This window comes from Vallitalea longa (genome assembly GCF_027923465.1).
Taxonomy (GTDB): domain Bacteria; phylum Bacillota; class Clostridia; order Lachnospirales; family Vallitaleaceae; genus Vallitalea; species Vallitalea longa.
The window spans coordinates 154,785-176,032 of sequence record NZ_BRLB01000011.1; the positions used below are offsets into that span (position 1 = coordinate 154,785).

A 21,248-nucleotide genomic window follows, 5' to 3' on the forward strand; every position below is an offset into this window, starting at 1 on the left:
TTGAAAATTTCATATAAAATGCAGCTAAAGAATCATGAATCTCTAACTAGTTAAATAAAACCTATTAATTTTTTATATATAACATATTTGATTTATATATATTATTTAATACGTTTAAATACAATCCATTTCAATAATTAATTATCTATTATCCACCTTAATTACTCCTCAAAACTCATCATATATTCCACAGCATTAGTCTCTTCATTCACACATTCATCTTTAACAACAAACCCAACTTTTTTATAAAATCCAACTGCCTTCTTATTTTCCTTATAAACCGCTAATGTCAATTTATCATACTTATCTTTCGTATATTCAATCAATTTTCTCCCAATGCCAATACCTTGAGAATCTACATCAACAAATAAATGCCCCAATATATTCTCCATCCAATATACTAATAAACCCCTTTATCTCATTCTCTTCTAAATATATGTACGTATCAGCTATTGGAATATATTTTTCCTTTACAACATTATAATTTCCCAACCAATAATCTTTTGGAATAAATTCATGAGCATTGATAGTAGATTCCTTCCATATAGTCATTACCTTATCAATTTTCTCTACATTCATATCTAATTTTCTTATCATAACAATATCCTCCTACCAAAATCTTTCTACCTAAAACATTTTTTAAGATAAATATTCGACCAAATTTTTTCATAGGAAACTAAGTAACTCAACTTTCCCACCTTTAATTTAATGCAGGTAAATAAAAGGTTATAGGTTTGATTTGTAGAATAAAAAGATAGAAGGAACACCTATATTTTTATTCTACAAAGCCTTTTAATTAGCTTCCCTACATAGAATATTGAAGTGGGAAAGTTGAGTAAGTAACATTATTGTACCTTTACAATATTCTTAAATACTTTAATATCTTAACACAATCCTTTAATCCCTGTACATAAATCTTATTATTATATTCCCCGTTCAAACACTCGACCTGCCATGTATATTCTTCTATAGTCTTCCTGCTTTCCTCATTCAATAGAGGCAAAACCGCTTGAACTTTTTGACTCTGTTTAGATAATTTTCCTTCCAGTTCTCTTATTTCAGTAGATTGATCAGCTATGTCTTCATAGGCGTATCCAATTAAGTCTTCAATTATGCCATTAATTACTTTCTCATAATTTATTTTCATAAAAATCACCTCAAAAATATAATAGGCTTATTACGCCTATTTGTCAATACTACTAATATGCCTAAGCTATAATTTAACAAAGGGGTGATTACAAATGATATTTGAACGTATAAGAAATATTAGAGAAGATAACGATTTAACACAATCTCAGATTGCTGAATTTCTCAATATCAATCAAAGAACTTATTCAAGATATGAACGTGGTGAAATCTCCATAACAGTTGAAACTATGTGCAAGTTAGCTGACTATTACGGAACTAGCCTTGATTATCTAGCTGGTAGAACAGACAAAAAAACTCCCTATACACCTAAAGACTTAAAATAAATAATACGTAACTAAGTGAATTTCATGTAAACAAGTATCTGAATTAGAAATTAATCAATCAGCTCCTTATGATAACTAATTATATACTAACTAGTAAACTAACAAACCTAGACCTAATATATTATTAAAATGAATTCTATTTATTGCTATAACATCTAATAAGAGGCTGTCAGAAATTATTATCATCAATTTCAGACAACCCCTATATTTTATATCAATTTACCTCTTGAATCTTTGCTTTTATACTGTCATCAACAATCTTAACTTCTGATTCATTCATCAGTTTTTGTATCAGCTCTTCATATCTTTCATCAATGTATCTAGTCCTTATATAATCTTTCTTTTCTTCGAAAGAATAATAATCGCCTTCTTTTCTATCAATACATTTGATTATATAAAAAGCTTTATTATACTCTATAACATCACTTACCTCACCAATTTTCAATTTGGAAACAGAGTCATATATACTAGATTCATTTCTTATATCATTCCTTGCTGTAGACTCATCAAATACTCTATCAATTATATCCATCATATAACTTTTTCCCTCTATCATTTTCTGGAAAGCCATTTGATTATCAAATATATCGTCATAAGTATCAACCAATCCTTCTATATCTGAAATAGTCAATTTTTCACCCTCTCTATTTTTTGGTGAAATCTTAATCAATCTAGCTTCAATATAATCTTGTTTCTTATACTCTGGATATATCTCTTTACTATTATCATAGAACATCTTTAATTTTTCATCGTTAATTGCAAAATCCTCTACTGCTAATATTTCTTTTAATAGTAATACTCTTTTACTGTGTAAATAGCTAAAATAATCATCTTCATGAAATTGCTTAGGACCATAGATGATTTCACCTTTATCAACAGCTTCTTTCCTTCTATCATTTTCTTTGATAAAACTGTTGATAAAAGATTTGTAAGAAATGTCTTCCACAATATTCTTATCTCTGAATAATAGTTGTTCTAACTTTACTCTTATCATATAATCTAAAACCTGATGAGAAGAATAACATTGATTGAACTCTCTTGAAGATATAGGTTCATCATTGATGTAAGCAACAGTTTTATTCGCATTACCACCTGCTTTATCTTTAGCTGCTATAACAATAAATGATAGTATAAGAACCATAATGACAGTAACAAAACCCGTTATCTTCTTTATATTTATGTTCCTCTTTTTATCTCCCATACTTATTCACTCATTACCTGAAAATCATCTCCGTACCCTGCTCCAACTCCTGTATCGGGTCTATACATGTATATTATTGCACTAGTATTGAATCTTCCCGTAGTAAATTGCACAGTACCCTTAGTATAAGATGTAGAATCAATAGTAACGCTAACAGCGTCACCACCATAATCCTTGACTCCCAATCTAAAATCATCACCTTGATTCTCAACTTTCAACCATCCTGTAAGAGTATATGTCTTTTGTGGCTCAACATTAATAACCTGCTCCCATGAACCATATTTATTGACTTTTCCACAATAACTGCCGGAACGTTGATTATTGCTGGAGATTGATGCATTCCAATCATACCATGGTTCTTTGTTTCCTGTTTCAAGTCCTTCATTTCTAACAAGATTGATGACTGGTTGTTCTTCGTCCATTATTACTGACAAATCATCAACATATCCTGATCCTACTCCTGTATCAGGTCGATGCGCATATATTATAGCTGTACTGGCAGATGGTCCTGTTGTGAACTGAATACTGCCTTGTGTATAAGATGTAGAGTCAATTGTTGCATGGATTTCATCTCCACCGTAATCTTTGACACCTAACCAGAATTCATCTCCTTGATTCTCTACTACCATCCAGCCTGTTAAAGTATATGTTTTATTAGGTAGTACATCAATTACTTGTTCCCATGAACCATATTTATCAACTTGTCCACAGTAATCGCCCGTACGTTGATTACTATTTGATACTGATGAATTCCAAGGATAGAAAGGAGAACCTTCTCCAGTTTCAAACCCTTCATTTACAACTCTATTAACATATTCCGGAGTTGTAATACCTCCTACTGGATACTCAAAAGCTCCAATATCAGGCTTATCATAATATAACTCATTTCCCCAATAATCCTTGCCTCCACTATATAAAATAGGGGTACCGGAATTGATTAGACTTGAATCAGGACTTAGTTTATATCCATCTAATGTGTCTATTCCTATTCCTCCACTACCAGAATTGATGAATTGTGGATCATCAGTGTTCTTGAATGAATCATCTGGATAATTATTGAAACCGTAATAATTGTTATGACTATATGTAACATTGGAAGGCCACGTTACTGATTTTGAATTGCCCACGTTATAAAAGATATTATTGGATACCTTTATATCACCTGAACCGGTAAATCTCCATGGAGTAGTACTTAACCCCTGTCCTATATAAAATACGTTGTTATAGATATGTCCAGATGATTTGCCTGAAGTAGATAAAAGACCTACTTGATCGTTTTGACTTATATTATATCTTACGATAGAATCATTAGATTCATCTTGACACATCAACATAAATCCACCTTGATTATCGTGACTGTAATTATATTGGTATACTGTTCTATTGCTATAGTCACAATCAAAAGCTTGACCATCACCATTATACTTAGTACCGTATACTTCATTATACTGGAACAAAGCATCATCACAACGCCATGGCCATATTCCTGCACTGTATTGTCCAGCATTAGCTGAAGTTATATTACAACCATTAGCTACATTATATTCAATAATAGGATGATTACAGAACATAGGAACTATAGCATCTCCACCAGCTGTCTCTACATAATTATTTCTAATGACTACATTATCAGATGAATAATCTTCCACTATATGATTAGGATATCTGCCACCATAACCGTCATATAATGCACACCATGAAGTAAAACCAACAGAAATACCTGTTCTATTGACATTTTTCACTGAACAATCTTCTATTAATATATCATTAAACTTGGTTACTACAGAATCTCCTGTTATAACAAAGAATATTCCACCATTACCTGTATCTTTCTTAATACTATCACCATTGACATTATGTACATCCAGATTCTTGAGGTAGATATGGTTTGCTACTCCATAGTCATGAGCTTCTATTTTCACTCCTGTTCTACCAGTTAACTCTGAAGCACCTTGATTAGTTATCTCTAAGTTATTAATTTCCCAGTACTGTTCATTATATAGATGTAATGTAATCAAGACCTGACCCTGTCCATTTATAATTGGTTTATTTTCTTCACCATACATATCAATGATTATAGGATTTCCTTCTGTACCTGAACCCTTAGGTTTCAATTGACCGTTCCATACACTACCAGCTTTTAACAATATCCTATCCCCAGGTGAAAATACCATACTATTAACTTTGTCTAGAGATTTCCAAGGAGTACTAGTACTTTTACCATCATTAGTATCATCTCCGTTAACAGAATCAATGTAATACGTTGTCTCGGTCGCTCGGACTGATAAAGGATGTACAATTACCATAGTTAAAATCAAAAAACCCGCTAGAATGAAATTAAATGTTTTAAATACCTTTTTCCTCATACAATATTATTCCTCTCTTGTTTTTATTAAAAGAATATATAAGCTTAGTTGAATTATACGTCATTATCCCCAATATAGTATAAATACATATTCTTTTAAACATATTATCACAAAATTATTATAACAAGTATGGACTATTGTTATGATTTTATATAAAATTCTTAGATTTTACAGAGTACAATTATAATATATTGAAATTACAAAAAATATTCAAAATGCTCATAAGTGAAGCATATATTTTCATATATGCATCATAATCCTATCCCATAAACTATTTCTCCATCACTATCTAACCCAGCTATATCCGGTCTATGATTTGTCTCCTTTTCCATAAGAAAGTACCATATTCTACCCAAATCAGTATCCACGATCTCAGCACTCTTAGCTTCTTCATCCTTTAACGCAACTGTCACTTCTACTATATTATCATTAGTTACAATACCATGTGCCACTTGAAGAGCATCAGGATTTCCAATCTCATTGGACTTACCAATACCGGATAGACACCATGTTAGATCTTCTTCTTCAGAAAAATCGTCAACTACAGCACCGTTAACCCATTTATACTTATTAAGGGATTTCTCCAGTAATCCAATATTACAGCCATTAGGGTGTTCTTCAAGTTCATAAAAAACTAACGTACCCTTATCACAATCAACCTTATGTAATATCTGATGGACATGTATATTCGCATCATTCATAGCATCCGTTATGGTGTTTTTACTAAATGTCTCCAATAAAATCAATACTATAATAAGTATTCCAACTACTAAAGTCTCTTTTTTCCTCATATTATCCAACCCCTATTCTTACCTTTTACCTAGCTACATATTAATACATTATTTTAATTATAACACAAATATCCATCAATATACATATTTCACAATAAAAACTCTTTTATATACCAATAATATGGCAAAATAAAAGATTTCTTACTATAACTTTAGTTAAAATAAGAAATCTTTATCATTAATATTATTTAATTATTCATTTTTATTATTATGTCAACTATAAACTTATCCTTTTACCGATCCAGATACAAGCCCTGAGATAATCTGTTTCTGCATTAACATATATATTATGATACTAGGAATCGTAACTAATACTGTAGCTGCAAACATTGCACCATAGTCACTGGCGAATGAACTCTTGAAATAATAAAGTGCTATAGGAAGAGTTCTGTTCATTTTGTCCCCTGTGAGAGTCAATGCGAATTGGAATTCATTCCAGCAGAATAGAAATTGAAGTACACCTGCTGTTGCAAAAGCTGGACGAGTAAGTGGTAAAATAATCTGCATAAATGTTCTGAAGAAACCTGCTCCATCAATATATGCAGCCTCTTCTAATGTATACGGTATCGTCTGGATATAACTCATCATTATATAGAAGGTTGTAGGCATACCAAGGGCTGCGTATACAATAATAAGTCCTGAAAGTGTATCATACAAATGTGTTGCAGAAAGTGTGTTGTATAATGGCTGTAAAAGAGCTGCTCCAGGAATTACTAGTGCAAGTGAAAATGCAATTATGATTGTTTTCTTCAATTTGAATTTACACCTAACAATTACATACGCTGCCATAGAAAATATAATCAAATTCAGTGCTGTAGCAATAATCGAAACCACTACACTATTTTTATAAAAAGTAACAAGTGGCGCAATATTGAATGCTGATACATAATTACTGAATTGTAATCCATTTGGAAATCCCGAAACTGATGACATAATATCTGCATTACCTTTAAATGAAGATGCGAATACCCAGATAAAAGGAACTACGGATATTATGACAATAAATGATACGAATATGAATGTCAATATTTTTTTAATTGGTGTTATTGCTCTCATTATCTGTCCCCCCTTATCGTTCTTTATCCATTCTATAGATTTTACGAACAGAAATAAGTGTAATAAGACCTAATACTATTAAAATTACACCTTGTGCATTTGCAAGTCCGTAGTTATTGTCTACAAGTGCTGTCTTATAGAGATACATCGGCATATTCATTGTTCTAGCCCCAGGTCCACCACCTGTTGTCATAATGATTATATCAAGTTTCTGTAACATACTTGTTGCTGCTAATATAGTAGCAGTACCAATGATATTTCTCATCATAGGAAGTACAATGTATATGTTCTGTTGAAAATTCGAAGCACCATCAATTGATGCGGCTTCATATATTTCTTTTGATATGGATGCCATCTCTGCCATAACCAGAATAGTTACTAAACCTGCATAAGGTAACCAAGTCATAGTTACTGAAAAGAATGCTGTATCAGGATTCATAAACCAGTTGTGAGCAAATTGATTTCCCGTAATCTTAGTGATTATATTGTTAACCATTCCGAATTGAGGATTCATAATACATAGGAACAACAAACCAAGGGCAGCACTTGAAATAATATTAGGTATGAAAAATATTGTTCTGACAATTGATGTATACCATCTAGCTCTTGATAATATAAGCGCTAAAACAACCCCAATAAAAATGTGTACTGTAGACTGTAATCCTATCCATATGATTGTATTGAAAATACTTGTTATGAAATCTTTATCTTTTGTAAATAGATATATATAATTTTTAATTCCAGAAAATGATATACTTGATCCAATGGACCAGCTAGTAAACGAAGTCCCTACCAGCAAAACGATTGAAATAAGGAATACGAATATAAAAAGAATTATACCAGGAGTTAAAAATAAAATTATCCATTTTCTATTTTTAGTCATATATGCCCTCCACTCTGCTATTTAAAAACCTCACCTTACGTATAGTAAGATAAGGTTTCCATTGATGTATATATTTATTGATACTACTTGTTATTGTTCTTTGTGTTTATCAGCAGCTTCTGTTAGTTTTGTAGCCATTTCTTCAGGTGTAATTCCTCCATATACCAATTCTGGATAACTCAATGAGAATTCTTCTATAACACTTGAATAAGCTGTGTTGTCCATGTTTTCAAATCCGTATTTTGCTTTTGTACTTAGGTCTATTAAGTCTACTACAAGTGGATTAGCTTTTTTGTATTCATCTGATAATTCTACATTGGCTGTTAATGGTAATGCACCTGATTTTTCTAAGAATATCTTCTGAGCTTCTTTTCCTGTCTTGAATTTCAAGAATTCCAACGCTGCATCTTGTTCTTCTTTTGATTTATCGTTAGTACATAATACATATCCTATTTCATATTGTGTAACGATACCATCGTTAGGATATAATGACACGCCTACTCTATCTGCTAACCCTTCTTTTGCTTTAGACGTATCAGTGAAATCAGGAACCATCCAAGGTCCATTAGCTATAATAGCTGTATTTTCTTGTAAGAAATTATTAGCGGAGTTAGCATAGATAGCACCTATTGCATCTGGTGTTGTATAATCTTTCAAACATTTTTGAACCATTGTAAGAGCATTCACTACTAAATCATTATTATAACTTTCAGGGTAATTAGTGTTCATATATTTATTACCTTCTTCGCCATTAGTACCGATAATTGCTGCAAGCCAAAGATTAGTTGTCCATGCATTCTCTCCAGTCATCATAGCAAGTGGTGTATATCCATTTTCTTTTAATTTTTCATTGTTTGACATGAATTCGTCCCATGTCTTTGCAGGAGTGATTCCTGTCTTTTCAAACATATCTTTATTATAGAAATAACCTACTAATTGTTGTTGATTGGCTATTGAATATAATTTTCCATCATCTGTTTTGCTATAATTGATAGCTCCTTCTCCTACATACTTATTCCATTCTTCATCAGCTTCAAGGAAAGGTATTAGATCTACAGCTTGACCATTTTTCACTGCTAGTTCTCTTAGGCCATTTTTACCGTTAATAACATCTGGTAATGCGCCTGAAGCAGCAAGAGCTTTCATTTTATTTACATAAGCATCATCACTTGGAAGCTCTTCAACTTTAACTTTTATTTTACCTTCATATTTTTTGTTGAATTCATCTAATACTTCCTTTTCAGCAGCTGCTGATACGTGTGATCCTACCATGAATGTTGCATAAGTTATTTCAACTGGTTTGCTTCCATTAGAACTTTCATCTGATTTCTTATCTTTATTACCGCAAGCAGCTAAAGTAAAAACCATTGTAAGAGTTATCATTAAAGCCATTGCTTTCTTTAATATTGATTTCATAAGTAAATCCTCCCTATTCGAAAATTTTATTTTCTTTTGTGATATCAGTATATATGTAAAATCTTAATAATTGAATAGACTGCTTTTCCTTTTGATTGTTCAATTTTTACCAAAAATATCTAAGTTTATTGAAGTTTTTTTGACCTTGTATTATTTTTACCTATTATACTAATAAAAAGTAAAAAAATTACCTGCTCTAATATTTTAATCAAATCGTTATGATTATATTATTTAATAGAGCAAGTTATTTATTGTTTAATTTAATCCGATATGAGAAATATTTATCTACTTATCACTATTTCTATATTCTGTTGGATTTTGATTATTATATTTTACGAAAACATGTGAGAAATACGCAGGGTCACGAAATCCAACTTCTAGCCCTATTTCATATATCTTCAACTCACTATTTTTCAATAATGATTTAGCTTTTGTTATCCTATATATATTGATTGCATCAGTTACTGTAATTCCTGTTAACTTCTTGTACGCTCTACTTAAATAACTGCTGTTAAGAAATAGTGAGTTACTTATGTCTTGTAAAGAAATATTATTTTTATAATTATTCTTGATATAGTTGTCTACGTTGGTTACAAGTTGGTTTCTTATATCTTTTTTATCTCTACACACATTTATTGCTATCTCCACTATACGTGTACATATTGTAATTAGACTAAACATTGTCTTGGCTGCATTAATGCTCTCATACAGTTTTTTCTCTATTTGATTGAAATCTTGACTTATATCATATTTCACGACATTACGCATTATTGAACTACAGATGATTAGTATATCCATTTTACATTGTTCAAAGCTTTTATTAGCTTTAACTAATTGGTCGCCAAGATCTTTTATTTTGACTACTGCTTCTTCTCTATCACCTTTTAATGTTATATCACATATTTCTTTGGTGAATTCTTCAATATTAATATTAATCATCTTTTCATCTTTTAACAGTGAATCATCATGGATATATAACGCATTTCCCTTAGTGGTTATTCTGGATAATGCCTCATTCGCCTTTTCATACGAATCACTTATTTCACTGAAATCATTAATAATCTGACTTGTCCCAAGTTTTATATCTAATCTCATGAATTCTTCAACCATAAGAAGAATCTCATTAAAATGTTGTACTACCTTGTTCAATGCAATGTCTTTATCTTTGTCTATTAATATTACAATCATGATATGATTATCTTTTATAGGTATTACTTCAGAATCACAATCTTTCATAGTGATGTTCAAAAAGTTTTTTAGCATTTTTATAGAAGCATTATTATCTTTTTTTTCATCATAATAATCTATCTCACAAGCATTTATACAATAATTATATTTATTAAGATCATATTTTTCTATATCTTCAATACTTACATCTTGTGAAAGAGCCGATTTCATTAATAGATGTTGACGATAGTCGTTATAGTCGTTAATTGTTAATTCTATTTTCTTACTTTCTTTCCTTTTATCATTTATAATAGCCTTAGCCTTATTGACTGCACTTGGTAACTCTTCAATGAATTCATTTTTAATAACAAAATCAACTACATTGTATTTGATGGCTTTTTGTGCAAAAGTAAAATCCGAATAGGCTGTTAGAATAATTACTTCTATATCATATTTGTTCTCATTGATTTTCTTACATAACTCCAAACCATCAATGACAGGCATTTTGATATCTGTCACAACAACATCAACTTCATTTTTTGCTATATAATCAAGAGCTTCTTTACCATTTCTGCAATCTATTACAACTTCACAATCTAACTCGTCCCAATCAATGAGATGTCTTATACCATTTCTAATATTACGTTCATCATCAACAAGCATTATTTTATACATTTTCTGCTCTCCCTTTATTCTTCGGTATTATTATTTCAATGGTCGTACCAACATTTTTTTCGCTGTAAATGTTTAGTCCATAATCAGGTCCATATATCAACTTTAATCTATGATCTGTATTTTTTAATCCCATTTTTTCACGTTCAACTTTTCTATCTGTAATATCATTATTTTTAGCTTGCATTATTTCTTCAACGTTAAAACCTATTCCATTATCCATTACCTTAATATATACCTTTTGATTTTCACTCTTTATATCAACTGTAACCACAGCTTGGTTATCAGTTTTTTCAACACCATGAACAATAGCATTTTCAACAATAGGCTCAATAACTAATCTTGGAATTTTACATGTTTTTATATCTTCTTCATCTATATTAATAGTATAAGTCAATCTATCTTCATATCTCATTTTTTGTAATGACAGATAGTATTCTACATATTTCAGTTCTTCTTCTATAGTAATAATAGAACGTTTATCTCCATAAATTCCAGCTCTCAAAAGAGCTGATAATGATGCTATCATCTGATATACCGTTTCATCTTTACACATTTTTGCTTTAATCTGAATAGTAAGCAATATATTAAACAAGAAATGTGGGTTCATTTGATATTGTAAAAATTTGATTTCCATTTCATTAAGCAATAATTTTGACTCATATGTTGTTTTCAAGAGTGTCTGTATTTCAGATGTCATAGAATTAAATGTATTCACAAGGGTATCTAGTTTATCATCATCATATTTAGTCATTCGGTAATCATAGTCTTTTTCTCTTACCTTATTCATTGCAGTTGTGAAATCTTTGATGAATACAGTAGTTCTCATAGATATTATAATAACAAATACAATAGATACAATTGCCAGTATTATTGCAATTATTATAAATGAATTCATCCCATTAACGGTCTGTTTGATCAAATTCATTTTAGGTAACATATATATAAGTCGGAAACCATTCTCTTTAATTTCTCTAGACACAGTTACATATTTATTATTGTCATAATTAATTTCATCCATCTTATGGTAATCAATATTGTTAGTGATATCATCTGATATTTTTTTACCTAGTAAAGATTTATCATTAGAGGAATATATAATGCCATCTTCATCTATAATATATGCTAATGCACCGTCATAACTTAATAGACCGTTGTATTTATTCTTAAGATATCTTTCATTTATAGCGGCAATAATTATCAAACTATCGTCAGTCGTAAAATCAGATTTTACTTTTCTAGTATAATACATGGTATTATTATTAGGTGATGGTGGTATGTAATTTATATATTCCCCTGTATCACCTACAATTAATTCATTTATTCTTCTTGAATCATCTGTTATTTTCTTAGTACTTACTTGTTTCGTGTAAGTATAGCCAAGCAAACTACTATTTTCATACACTGTAACATATGCAAAAGAATTCATTTCCCATACATTGTTATATGTTAATATATTTTGGAATTGTTTATTAAGATTCTGTACGTTAAGATAATATCTTTCATTTTCTTTATCAAAATAACTATCATCTTTAATCCATTCTTGTACAGCATCACTCGCAGATAGAGCAATAGTTGTATTAGTAATTATACTAAAAGATTGGTTTAGATTTTCACTATTGGCATCAATCATTAAATTCATATTTTTATAGGTGTTCTTCATGATATTGTTGTACATATTATAAGTAGCATATGTCCCGAATACTAATATTAAGAGCAACATTATTGTAATAAACATCAAAACTATACGCCCTCTAACAGATAGTCCTCTAGTTCGCATCAATCTCATAAATCCACACACCTTATGCATAATTTTAGAATTAATAAATATATTTTTTCAATCATAATTAGAGTTTTGACAATTAAACTCTTATAACATTTTATAATTATACTATTTTATGTGCAATACATCAATTTATTATTATAATAATATATAAAAATGCATATAAATATTTATTTTATTGAAACTATAAGACTTATTTTGGTAATATTAATTTAATAAATATTGTATTATTTTACTATTGATTTTTTGTGGCTGTTCATGATTAATTCCATGTCCAGCACCTCCTATAGTTTCATAATTAAATCCACCTTCATTTAAAATACATGTAAATGCTTTTTTATCTTCTAATCTATATTCGCCAATTAAAAAATTAAGCTTATCCTTTACCTGCCTACCCTTATGTTTATCATATTTTTCTAACTTATGTATAAACATAGCCTTTTGGTTATGTTTTCTCATTAACATAATCATATGCTCTACTACCTCTGGACATTGTTCAAAAAAGTTAGATTCCGGTGAAGTCAATTTCTTCATGATACTAATTAAATTATTTCTATTTGGAACTAATATTTGAGGAAAAAGTAGAAAAATAGTTTTCAACATAGATATCATAGGATTACCAGTTACCATTCCACCCTCTAAACATATTACTTTATTTACTTTTTCTTTTTCATGTGTCAGATAATTATATGCCATATATGCCCCGTTGGAAATACCAACTATATTAAAATTATTAATTTGCAACTGTTGTACGATTTCATTTATCCACTCTACTTGATTAAATTTATTCTTAACGAAATTCTCGTTTGGAATACTTTTTCCTGGTCCACCAATCGTATCTACAGCTATACAATAAAAATGTTTAGCTAATTCTTTTATATTCAATATCCACATTACCGCAGAGTTATCACCAACTCCATGAAACATTAATAGGGGTGGATTTGCCTTATTCCCCGATTTAATACAATGCGTTATACCATATCGAGTTTGTAAATTAACTTCTTCAATATCAGTATCCCATAATTCAAGTAAATTATCATATGATTTCAAAACCTGTTCTCTACCCTTTTGATTTTTAAATACTTTAACCATACCTATTCTCCTTTTATAATCAGTATTTTTTATTTTATATTAATCAAAACGTTCCCCATAACAATAGATATTACCCAATCAAAATATTTTAATAACTCATTCATATTCTATTTTATATCAATAACTGATTTATTTAAATATATAGTTCAAGAAAATATGAAACTGCTACAAATATTATAAATAATTCATTATATATAATATCTATTGTCATGTGATGAAATAGGATATTGTATTAAGTTATAATCTCATAAGGTCTCATCATCTCATGGTCTTCATGCTCCAATATATGACAATGCCAAGGATACAAACCCGAATAGGGAACGAATCTCATTATTATCCTTGTAATCTCACCAGGATTGGCTCTTACTGTATCTTTCCAACCTCTTTCATTGAGATCAGGTAGTACTGCCGGTCCAGTAGTTTTAATCTCTCCTGTTTCATTATAATAATCAACATCAAAAGGCTGTCTATCCAGTATCTGAAAATTGACTAGATGGATATGTATGGGATGAGTAGAATTAGCCAGATTAATTAAAGTCCATACTTCAATGCTACCTAAAAGTGGCTTAATCGTAATAGGGTCATCCCATCTTTTATCATCCAGTAGCAGAAAAGCTCTTCCATATCTATCTGTTTCCCTGACTAGGGTAAGATTTCTTTCTAATCTTGCATCCCTTGCTTGCAAAGGTATTATTGTATTTAATTTGAATGGAATAATACTATAATCATAGCATGATAAATTCTTGGAAACCCTGAATTGCATAATATTACCTTCAGTATCTACATCAACTGGATTGCCTCTAGGGTAAGGTGATGGAGCGTTATTGGTTAATACTATATTCTCACCTATATGCTCAGAAAAATCTATTATCATATCTACTCTCTCTCCTGGAGCTATCAATATTTCATTGATTACTACTGGTGATTCTAGGAATCCGCCATCAGTACCAATCTGATAGAATGGCTGATTAGAAGATAGTCTAATACTATAGAATCTTGAATTGGAACCATTAACAACACGAAATCTATATTTTCTTGGCTCTACATCTAGATATGGCCAGACTTTTCCATTGACAAGTATGGTATCTCCAAAAAAATCAGGTACTACAGAAGGACATACACCTGGTACAGGAGGTTCTGGTCCACATGGATAATATAGGGAGCCATCCTCATTGAATGATCTGTCTTGAATCAATAATGTGATCTCATATTTGCCTTTTGGAAGATTCAAATACTTTTCTTCAGGATCACGGATAACATACGCACCAGCTAATCCTGCATATACATTAAGACGTGTAATCCCTATTGCATGAGAATGGTACCATAGGGTTGTACTTCTCTGCATATTGGGATAATCATATATTTTTCTAGTAAAATCTGGACCTACTATCTTATAACCATTGGTAAACCATGCATCTGGATATCCATCACTCTCTGGTTGGACTACTCCTCCGTGAAGATGTATGACTGTCCTTACTCTTGGTTTATTTGGCTCCGCACCATGTATGGTAGTATCTACTGGCAGCAGATGTCTTTTTGGGAGTTCGTTTATCCACTGAACTTTGATTAACTGATTCCTATGAGCTTCAATGGTTGGACCTGGATAGTTACCTTCCAATCCCCATACTGTAGTTTCTGGAAAATCTCTATGAAGTTTTTGTTTGAACTGTTGCAGCCTGATTTGATAATAGGAAACTCCATCCATTCTACCTACAGGTTTTACAATTGGTATAATGGGTAATTCATCAACAAACTTAGATAAATTCATTATAATAACCCTCAAATAATGTTTTCATAACATTTTATGTGATAATATTTTATACTATGAACAGTAAATGTATTGAACGTTATATAATATAATCTTATGTAATAACTCTATTTTTACAATGTATAATATACTGCAGTCAGATTTCATTATATTTTTTTTACCGTAAAAAATACAATTTTATTATTTCAAAATAATTAGCACCCCTTAGAAACCGATTTCTAATGGGGTGCTATATATAATATATCCCTCACATATTACATTATTCCATTTTTAATAATTTTCATTCATGAATTTAAAAAACATCCTATTCAATGTTAATCAATACAGGACTTCCTGTAATCCGTTTTTATCTCAGTTATCTGTTTTCCATTGTTTAATGGTATAACACAGTCCCAGTATGGATTGTTTTTATATCTATCATATGTTTTCCGCCATTCAATGTTGTAATTACTGTCATATTTCATCATTACCAGTTCTGTATCATACCATATACATGATACATATATTGGCTGTGGTACTGTTTTTATCTGCCTCCTGCTCTTTACGATAAAACCTCCATCATCTGTAGGTATTATCTCATCAGGAACCAAATTAATATCATGAATGACTTTTTTTACTTTACCTGTATCATCAAATATTCTTAGAGAACTAATATATTGATTACCTTCTCCAATAACTATATCACCATTTTGTAATATCATAAGCGAATTGAACTTATCCACCATTTGGTCATATGTCTGAGTTATCAGCTTACTTGCATTACCTTTATCATCAATTGTTATTAGAGATTGGCTATGTTGTCTATTACGGTTATTTTGGGTTACAATCATATATACCATACCGTTGTTGATTGAAAATCTATTATTAGTAGTATACTTTCCTCCAACAAGTCTATATATCCATTTAATTTCTAGATTTTTTTCATCTATACATGCTATGAAATCATTATTCCATTTGTCTATTATATCAACTGCAAAGGGACCGTCATTTGAAAAGGAGATGGCTTCAATTATTATTCCTAGTTTTTTGTCATATCCAACTATATCTACATGTTCGTCATTACTTCCTCCAAAACTTTTCTGTTCTATCATATTCCCTTCAGCATCTAATTTAGTTATGACTATATCATTGTTTAATTCCTCTTTCAATCCTTTATCTATATCATCATATTCCTTACCATCTTTTGCTTTCCATTCTCCTATAATCAATATTTCTTCTGAATCCGATAATAATATGTTGGCAAGCATATCTCTATTAGAATTACTATATTCTTTTGTCCACTCTTCCTCTCCATCTTTATTACACTTAATTAAATAGCAATTATCATTAATCAATCTTCCCTCATTCCAATCTTGATAAGAATCAATATGAAATATAAAGCTGTCATCATCAAATGTCAATACTTGACCTATCTTTCCTACATGGGTTTTATAGTCATAATGCTTCTTCCATGACAATTTACCATTTTCATTGAATCTATATACCATAGGTGATAAATAATCTTCTAATGCATTTTCGTCTTCATATTCCTCTAGAGAAACACATATATACCCGTCAGAAACTTTTTTTAATATAAAATCACCATCTTTTGGATAATACTCCAAGTCTATCTCAGGTACATTATCTTCATTCAAATTTTCTAATTCGACGTAGCCAATATCAATATCGACACTATTATAGATATCATCAATATCAATAACAATTTCTTTTGGAGTTTCCTCAACTTCTTCACACTCTATCTTTTTTTCTGTATCTTGGACCTCACCTGCTACAATATCTTTTTTACAAGATGTGATCAATACTAATATCATAATCACATACACTAATATCTTATTTAATTTCATTATATCTCCCCTCTTCACACTATAGGATTGGTAATCAACAATATGGTGATAATCATACATAAAACAGAAGTCAATATAATCATTATAGTGGATAGTTTTCTATAATTAATGATATTCATCAATCTCTGTTTGACTATCGTATTCCCCATTGCAGGGAATAATGTTCTTTGGTCATCTGCTAATTTCACTAAGGATAATGCATAATCCTTTCTCCTATCATATGGAATGTTTCTAAGAACTTTCAAATCACATGCACTTTCCATATCTTGCCCTGAGAAATACAGAAATAGCCATGCAAAAGGATTAAACCAATGAATACATACTGCCAATATTGATAGGAGCCTCCATATATTATCTTTTCTTTTGATATGTGACAATTCGTGCAACAAAACATAATCCAACATATCTGAATTAATGCCATGTGGAACTATTATTCTAGTACCTGACACACCTATGACTATTGGTGTGTTTACATGAACGGATTCATATACTTCTACTTTTCTTTTGATCTTAAGCTGTTTCTTATACTTATATAAAATATTCATATCATAATTTAGTTTAACAGCTCTATTAAGGTCCTTCATAGTTATTATATAAATAGTGATCAATGTAATTAGAAATATGCAAGTAACTATTAACCATACGCTACTAGCTATATTTATTACTTTTTCAATCCTATCACTCTTATACACTATAGGATTATAGTTTTCTGCTAGTTGAATGGAATTAATTGCACTATAATAAATATCAGGAGTTTCATTTTCCAATAAATCAACTTCTACAACTTTAGTCAATTTAGGATCGATTAGATTGATGAAACTATATCTACTGGATATAGATATTGGTATTAGAAGACGAAACAATACAATACACCATAGTAAATAAATAAGAGTCTTACTGATATACTTCCCGACAAGAACTCTAATAAACAGCAAAATAATCACTATAGTGGCTGCTGTTATACTCATATTTAAAATAAAGTAAAATATTTCATTTAGCATAATTACCCCCTCTTACAGCTCTTTACCTATAATATCTTTGAGCTCTTCTATTTCCTCTTTTGACAGGTTCTCTTTCTTAAGGAAGGAAGTAAAAAAAGTTTTTACAGATCCATTATATAATTTATCTATGAGTTTTCTAGTTTCATCTAGTTGTACTTGTTCTCTTGTTATAAGAGGTTTACATACGAAGTTTGGTTCTATACGTTCTATTGCTCCTTTTTTGATGAGTTTCTTCAAAACCGTATATGTCGTGTTTTTATTCCATCCTATGATATCTGCCGCAATGAGACTTATATTTTTGGCAGTAGTAGAATCTTGTTGCCATATTAATTCCATTAATCTCAATTCTGAGTCAAATAACTTTATTTGTTCCACATAAATCACTCCAGACTATTATAATAGTTTGTAATTACATACTACTATAATAGTCTGGAGTTGTCAATGATTATTTATATATATATTAAAGGGATCATATACATTATGGCTATAAGCTTATGTAAGATACTATTATAAATGTATTTTGATCCCCTTAATTTCTATTATTAACTTTTATAAAAAGATAATAGCAAATTATTACATCTACATCAAAAAAATATAAGTAGACACATAATTAACTCAATTATATATTGAAAAATCTAACGGTCAACATATTCTTTTTTATCAATGAAGGTAAGAAGTTGATCATAAGTAGGAAGCCCTTCAACATCACCTTTAACAAGAGTGGCCATTGCTCCTACTCCGTTAGCGTATTCTCCACATTCTTTTAGATTTTTATTTCTTAACATGCCACTCAAGAATCCTGCTGCGAATCCATCTCCTGCACCAACACTGTCTTCCATTGTTTTGACCGTATATCCATTAACAAAATGTTGCTCTTTCCTATTAGATAACATACATCCTTCTTTACCTAATTTTAATGCTACTATATCAGGTCCCATTTCATGGAAAGTTTTTATAACTTCTCTTGGGTCTTCTATACCAAGTAACATTTCAGCTTCGTCGATTCCTGGAAATAATATATCAGCCTTCTTGCACAAATCCAGTATAACAGGCTTTGCTTCTTCTTTTGACCAAAGTTTCAATCTGATATTAGGGTCAAAAGAAAATATTACACCGTTTTCTTTTGCAAAATCAACAACTCTAGTGACTGTCTCTCTTGCACTTTCTGATAGAGCAGGTGTTATTCCTGTTACATGAAGTATTTTCGCGTTTTTTATGTATTCATAATCTATGTCTTCTGGAGATAGATAACTAGCCGCTGAATTTCTTCTATAATAATATACATTGGGATTAACATGTGCAAATCTCTCTTTGAAAAGAAGTCCTGTACTTCTTTCTTCATCTTTTATGACTCTAGATATATCTACTCCTTCACCCCTAATAAAGCATTCAATGTATCTACCGAATTCATCATCACCTAATTTTGAAAACCAACCCACCTTATGTTCTAATCTTGCTAATGCAATAGCAACATTGGATTCTGCACCAGAAAGTGCCTTGGTAAAAGTATGTATGTATCTTAGTGGACCTTTTGAATCTGGATTAAATAGAACCATACTCTCACCAAATGTAATTACATCCATTTTTTTATCTACCATTATTATAGCCTCCTATTATTTAGTCAAAATCCTGCACATAATAAGTTCAATGAAAATTAATTGAATATACATTGTCAGATGTCTGATGTCTCTAAGTACATTATATTAAATTACTTAAATTAATGCAAGTATTTTGTTTATTGTATTGTATTTTTTACATTAACTTTACTTTAATGCATTAAGTTTAACTACTATTTGTTCCATACCATATGATAAATGGTCAGTCATACAGTCTCTAGCTAATTCAGGATTCCTGCTTTTGATCGCTTCCAGTATTTTTCCATGATGATATAAAACAGTGTCTCCACTTTCTCTAATGTCTTTTGTCTCTTTATATCCCTCTTGAATCCCTTCATTGATGATAGGCAATATACGATTGATTATTGGATTTTGACTGCTATTGGCTATAATGTTATGGAATTGGATATCCGTTTCAGTATGGTCAATATTATTTAGTATCTCTTTCTTTATATTGATATAGCTATTTTCCAATTGTAATATGTTTCCTTTCGTTGCTCTTATAGCCGCTAGTGCACAGATTCCTGGCTCAATAATCAATCGTGACTCATACAAGTCTTTTAATAGATTTTTTTTGTCCATGAAACATACCCCTAATGGGTCTTTGTATAATCCTGGATTTTCAGATACAAAAGTACCTTTTCCCCTTCGTACTTCCAATATATTAGTAGAAACCAGAATCTTGATTGCTTCCCTTACAGTTGAACGGCTAACGTTCAGCTCATTAGTCAAATCAATTTCATTAGCTAATTTATCTCCTGGTTTCAGTTTTTTATCTATTATCATTTTCTTGATTGTATTTGCGACTTTCTCTGAAAGGATTTCTTTATCGTACATGTTACTACCTCTTTTTATTTTTATTATAGGTTATCACATTTTAGATTGTTACGCAAATAAACAATCACCTACTATAGTAAAATGTGAAATATCCAAAAGGTATCATTATTTCCCTTTTGGATATCATATATAATTTATCTAGATGTTTCGAGAAAACCCCCTCCTCTAACTAGGAGGGAGATGAATCGGAACGGTTTTTAATCTTTAACTCCTGCTTGAGGGCGAATATATTTCTCAATCATTTCTATTGTTGCTCCTCCAGTTGTTAAAATGCAATAACTTC

The 21,248-nt window shown here is 30.4% G+C and carries 19 protein-coding genes; 1 reads left to right on the forward strand and 18 read right to left on the reverse strand.

What is annotated here, in order from left to right:
- Positions 1–161: 161 nt before the first annotated feature.
- The 3 genes from QMG30_RS25060 to QMG30_RS16440 all read right to left on the reverse strand — a co-directional run bounded on the left by QMG30_RS25060 (position 162) and on the right by QMG30_RS16440 (position 1,147).
- Positions 162–380, reverse strand: a complete 219-nt coding sequence (locus QMG30_RS25060; RefSeq protein WP_330680762.1) for a GNAT family N-acetyltransferase — start codon at positions 378–380, stop codon at positions 162–164.
- Entirely contained in the window at positions 361–597 is a 237-nt protein-coding gene (locus QMG30_RS25065) for a GNAT family protein (protein ID WP_330680763.1), read from the reverse strand. Before QMG30_RS25065 ends, QMG30_RS25060 begins: the two co-directional genes overlap by 20 nt.
- 259 nt (positions 598–856) lie before the next feature.
- Positions 857–1,147 carry a hypothetical protein gene (locus QMG30_RS16440; protein WP_281817259.1) on the reverse strand — a complete coding sequence of 97 codons (291 nt, stop codon included), beginning with the start codon at positions 1,145–1,147 and terminating at the stop codon, positions 857–859.
- Positions 1,148–1,241: 94 nt separating this feature from the next.
- On the opposite strand from QMG30_RS16440, the gene QMG30_RS16445 reads away from it, so the two are divergent.
- On the forward strand, positions 1,242–1,472 hold the full coding sequence (locus tag QMG30_RS16445; protein WP_281817260.1) for a helix-turn-helix domain-containing protein: 231 nt from the start codon (positions 1,242–1,244) through the stop codon (positions 1,470–1,472).
- Positions 1,473–1,686: 214 nt separating this feature from the next.
- Here the strand turns inward: QMG30_RS16445 and QMG30_RS16450 are convergent, their stop codons facing one another.
- From QMG30_RS16450 to QMG30_RS16520, 15 genes are all read right to left on the reverse strand, one after another.
- Entirely contained in the window at positions 1,687–2,673 is a 987-nt protein-coding gene (locus tag QMG30_RS16450; RefSeq protein WP_281817262.1) for a peptidylprolyl isomerase, read from the reverse strand.
- A gap of 2 nt (positions 2,674–2,675) precedes the next feature.
- Positions 2,676–5,039 carry a carbohydrate binding domain-containing protein gene (locus QMG30_RS16455; RefSeq protein ID WP_281817264.1) on the reverse strand — a complete coding sequence of 788 codons (2,364 nt, stop codon included), beginning with the start codon at positions 5,037–5,039 and terminating at the stop codon, positions 2,676–2,678.
- A 251-nt stretch (positions 5,040–5,290) separates the two neighbouring features.
- Complete coding sequence (locus QMG30_RS16460; protein ID WP_281817265.1) at positions 5,291–5,830, reverse strand: hypothetical protein; 540 nt, start codon at positions 5,828–5,830, stop codon at positions 5,291–5,293.
- A gap of 225 nt (positions 5,831–6,055) precedes the next feature.
- Positions 6,056–6,886, reverse strand: a complete 831-nt coding sequence (locus tag QMG30_RS16465; RefSeq protein ID WP_281817267.1) for a carbohydrate ABC transporter permease — start codon at positions 6,884–6,886, stop codon at positions 6,056–6,058.
- A gap of 13 nt (positions 6,887–6,899) precedes the next feature.
- The gene (locus QMG30_RS16470; protein WP_281817269.1) at positions 6,900–7,769 is read right to left on the reverse strand and encodes a carbohydrate ABC transporter permease; all 870 of its coding nucleotides are present in this window, start codon (positions 7,767–7,769) and stop codon (positions 6,900–6,902) included.
- A 90-nt stretch (positions 7,770–7,859) separates the two neighbouring features.
- Positions 7,860–9,185 carry an ABC transporter substrate-binding protein gene (locus tag QMG30_RS16475; RefSeq protein ID WP_281817272.1) on the reverse strand — a complete coding sequence of 442 codons (1,326 nt, stop codon included), beginning with the start codon at positions 9,183–9,185 and terminating at the stop codon, positions 7,860–7,862.
- A gap of 285 nt (positions 9,186–9,470) precedes the next feature.
- A complete protein-coding gene (locus QMG30_RS16480; protein ID WP_281817273.1) occupies positions 9,471–11,027 on the reverse strand; it encodes a response regulator transcription factor in 1,557 nt (518 codons plus the stop codon).
- A complete protein-coding gene (locus QMG30_RS16485; RefSeq protein WP_281817274.1) occupies positions 11,020–12,813 on the reverse strand; it encodes a sensor histidine kinase in 1,794 nt (597 codons plus the stop codon). Before QMG30_RS16485 ends, QMG30_RS16480 begins: the two co-directional genes overlap by 8 nt.
- A 201-nt stretch (positions 12,814–13,014) precedes the next feature.
- A complete protein-coding gene (locus tag QMG30_RS16490) occupies positions 13,015–13,899 on the reverse strand; it encodes an alpha/beta fold hydrolase (protein WP_281817275.1) in 885 nt (294 codons plus the stop codon).
- Positions 13,900–14,131: 232 nt separating this feature from the next.
- Complete coding sequence (locus QMG30_RS16495; RefSeq protein WP_281817277.1) at positions 14,132–15,667, reverse strand: multicopper oxidase family protein; 1,536 nt, start codon at positions 15,665–15,667, stop codon at positions 14,132–14,134.
- A gap of 314 nt (positions 15,668–15,981) precedes the next feature.
- Positions 15,982–17,511 (reverse strand): hypothetical protein, encoded by a 1,530-nt coding sequence (locus QMG30_RS16500; protein WP_281817278.1) that lies wholly within the window; start codon positions 17,509–17,511, stop codon positions 15,982–15,984.
- Between the two features lie 14 nt (positions 17,512–17,525).
- Positions 17,526–18,512, reverse strand: a complete 987-nt coding sequence (locus QMG30_RS16505) for a M56 family metallopeptidase (protein ID WP_281817279.1) — start codon at positions 18,510–18,512, stop codon at positions 17,526–17,528.
- Between the two features lie 12 nt (positions 18,513–18,524).
- Positions 18,525–18,887 carry a BlaI/MecI/CopY family transcriptional regulator gene (locus QMG30_RS16510; RefSeq protein ID WP_281817280.1) on the reverse strand — a complete coding sequence of 121 codons (363 nt, stop codon included), beginning with the start codon at positions 18,885–18,887 and terminating at the stop codon, positions 18,525–18,527.
- Positions 18,888–19,147: 260 nt separating this feature from the next.
- The gene (locus QMG30_RS16515; RefSeq protein WP_309298652.1) at positions 19,148–20,110 is read right to left on the reverse strand and encodes a sugar kinase; all 963 of its coding nucleotides are present in this window, start codon (positions 20,108–20,110) and stop codon (positions 19,148–19,150) included.
- A 165-nt stretch (positions 20,111–20,275) separates the two neighbouring features.
- The gene (locus QMG30_RS16520) at positions 20,276–20,965 is read right to left on the reverse strand and encodes a FadR/GntR family transcriptional regulator (RefSeq protein ID WP_281817282.1); all 690 of its coding nucleotides are present in this window, start codon (positions 20,963–20,965) and stop codon (positions 20,276–20,278) included.
- Positions 20,966–21,248: the final 283 nt, after the last annotated feature.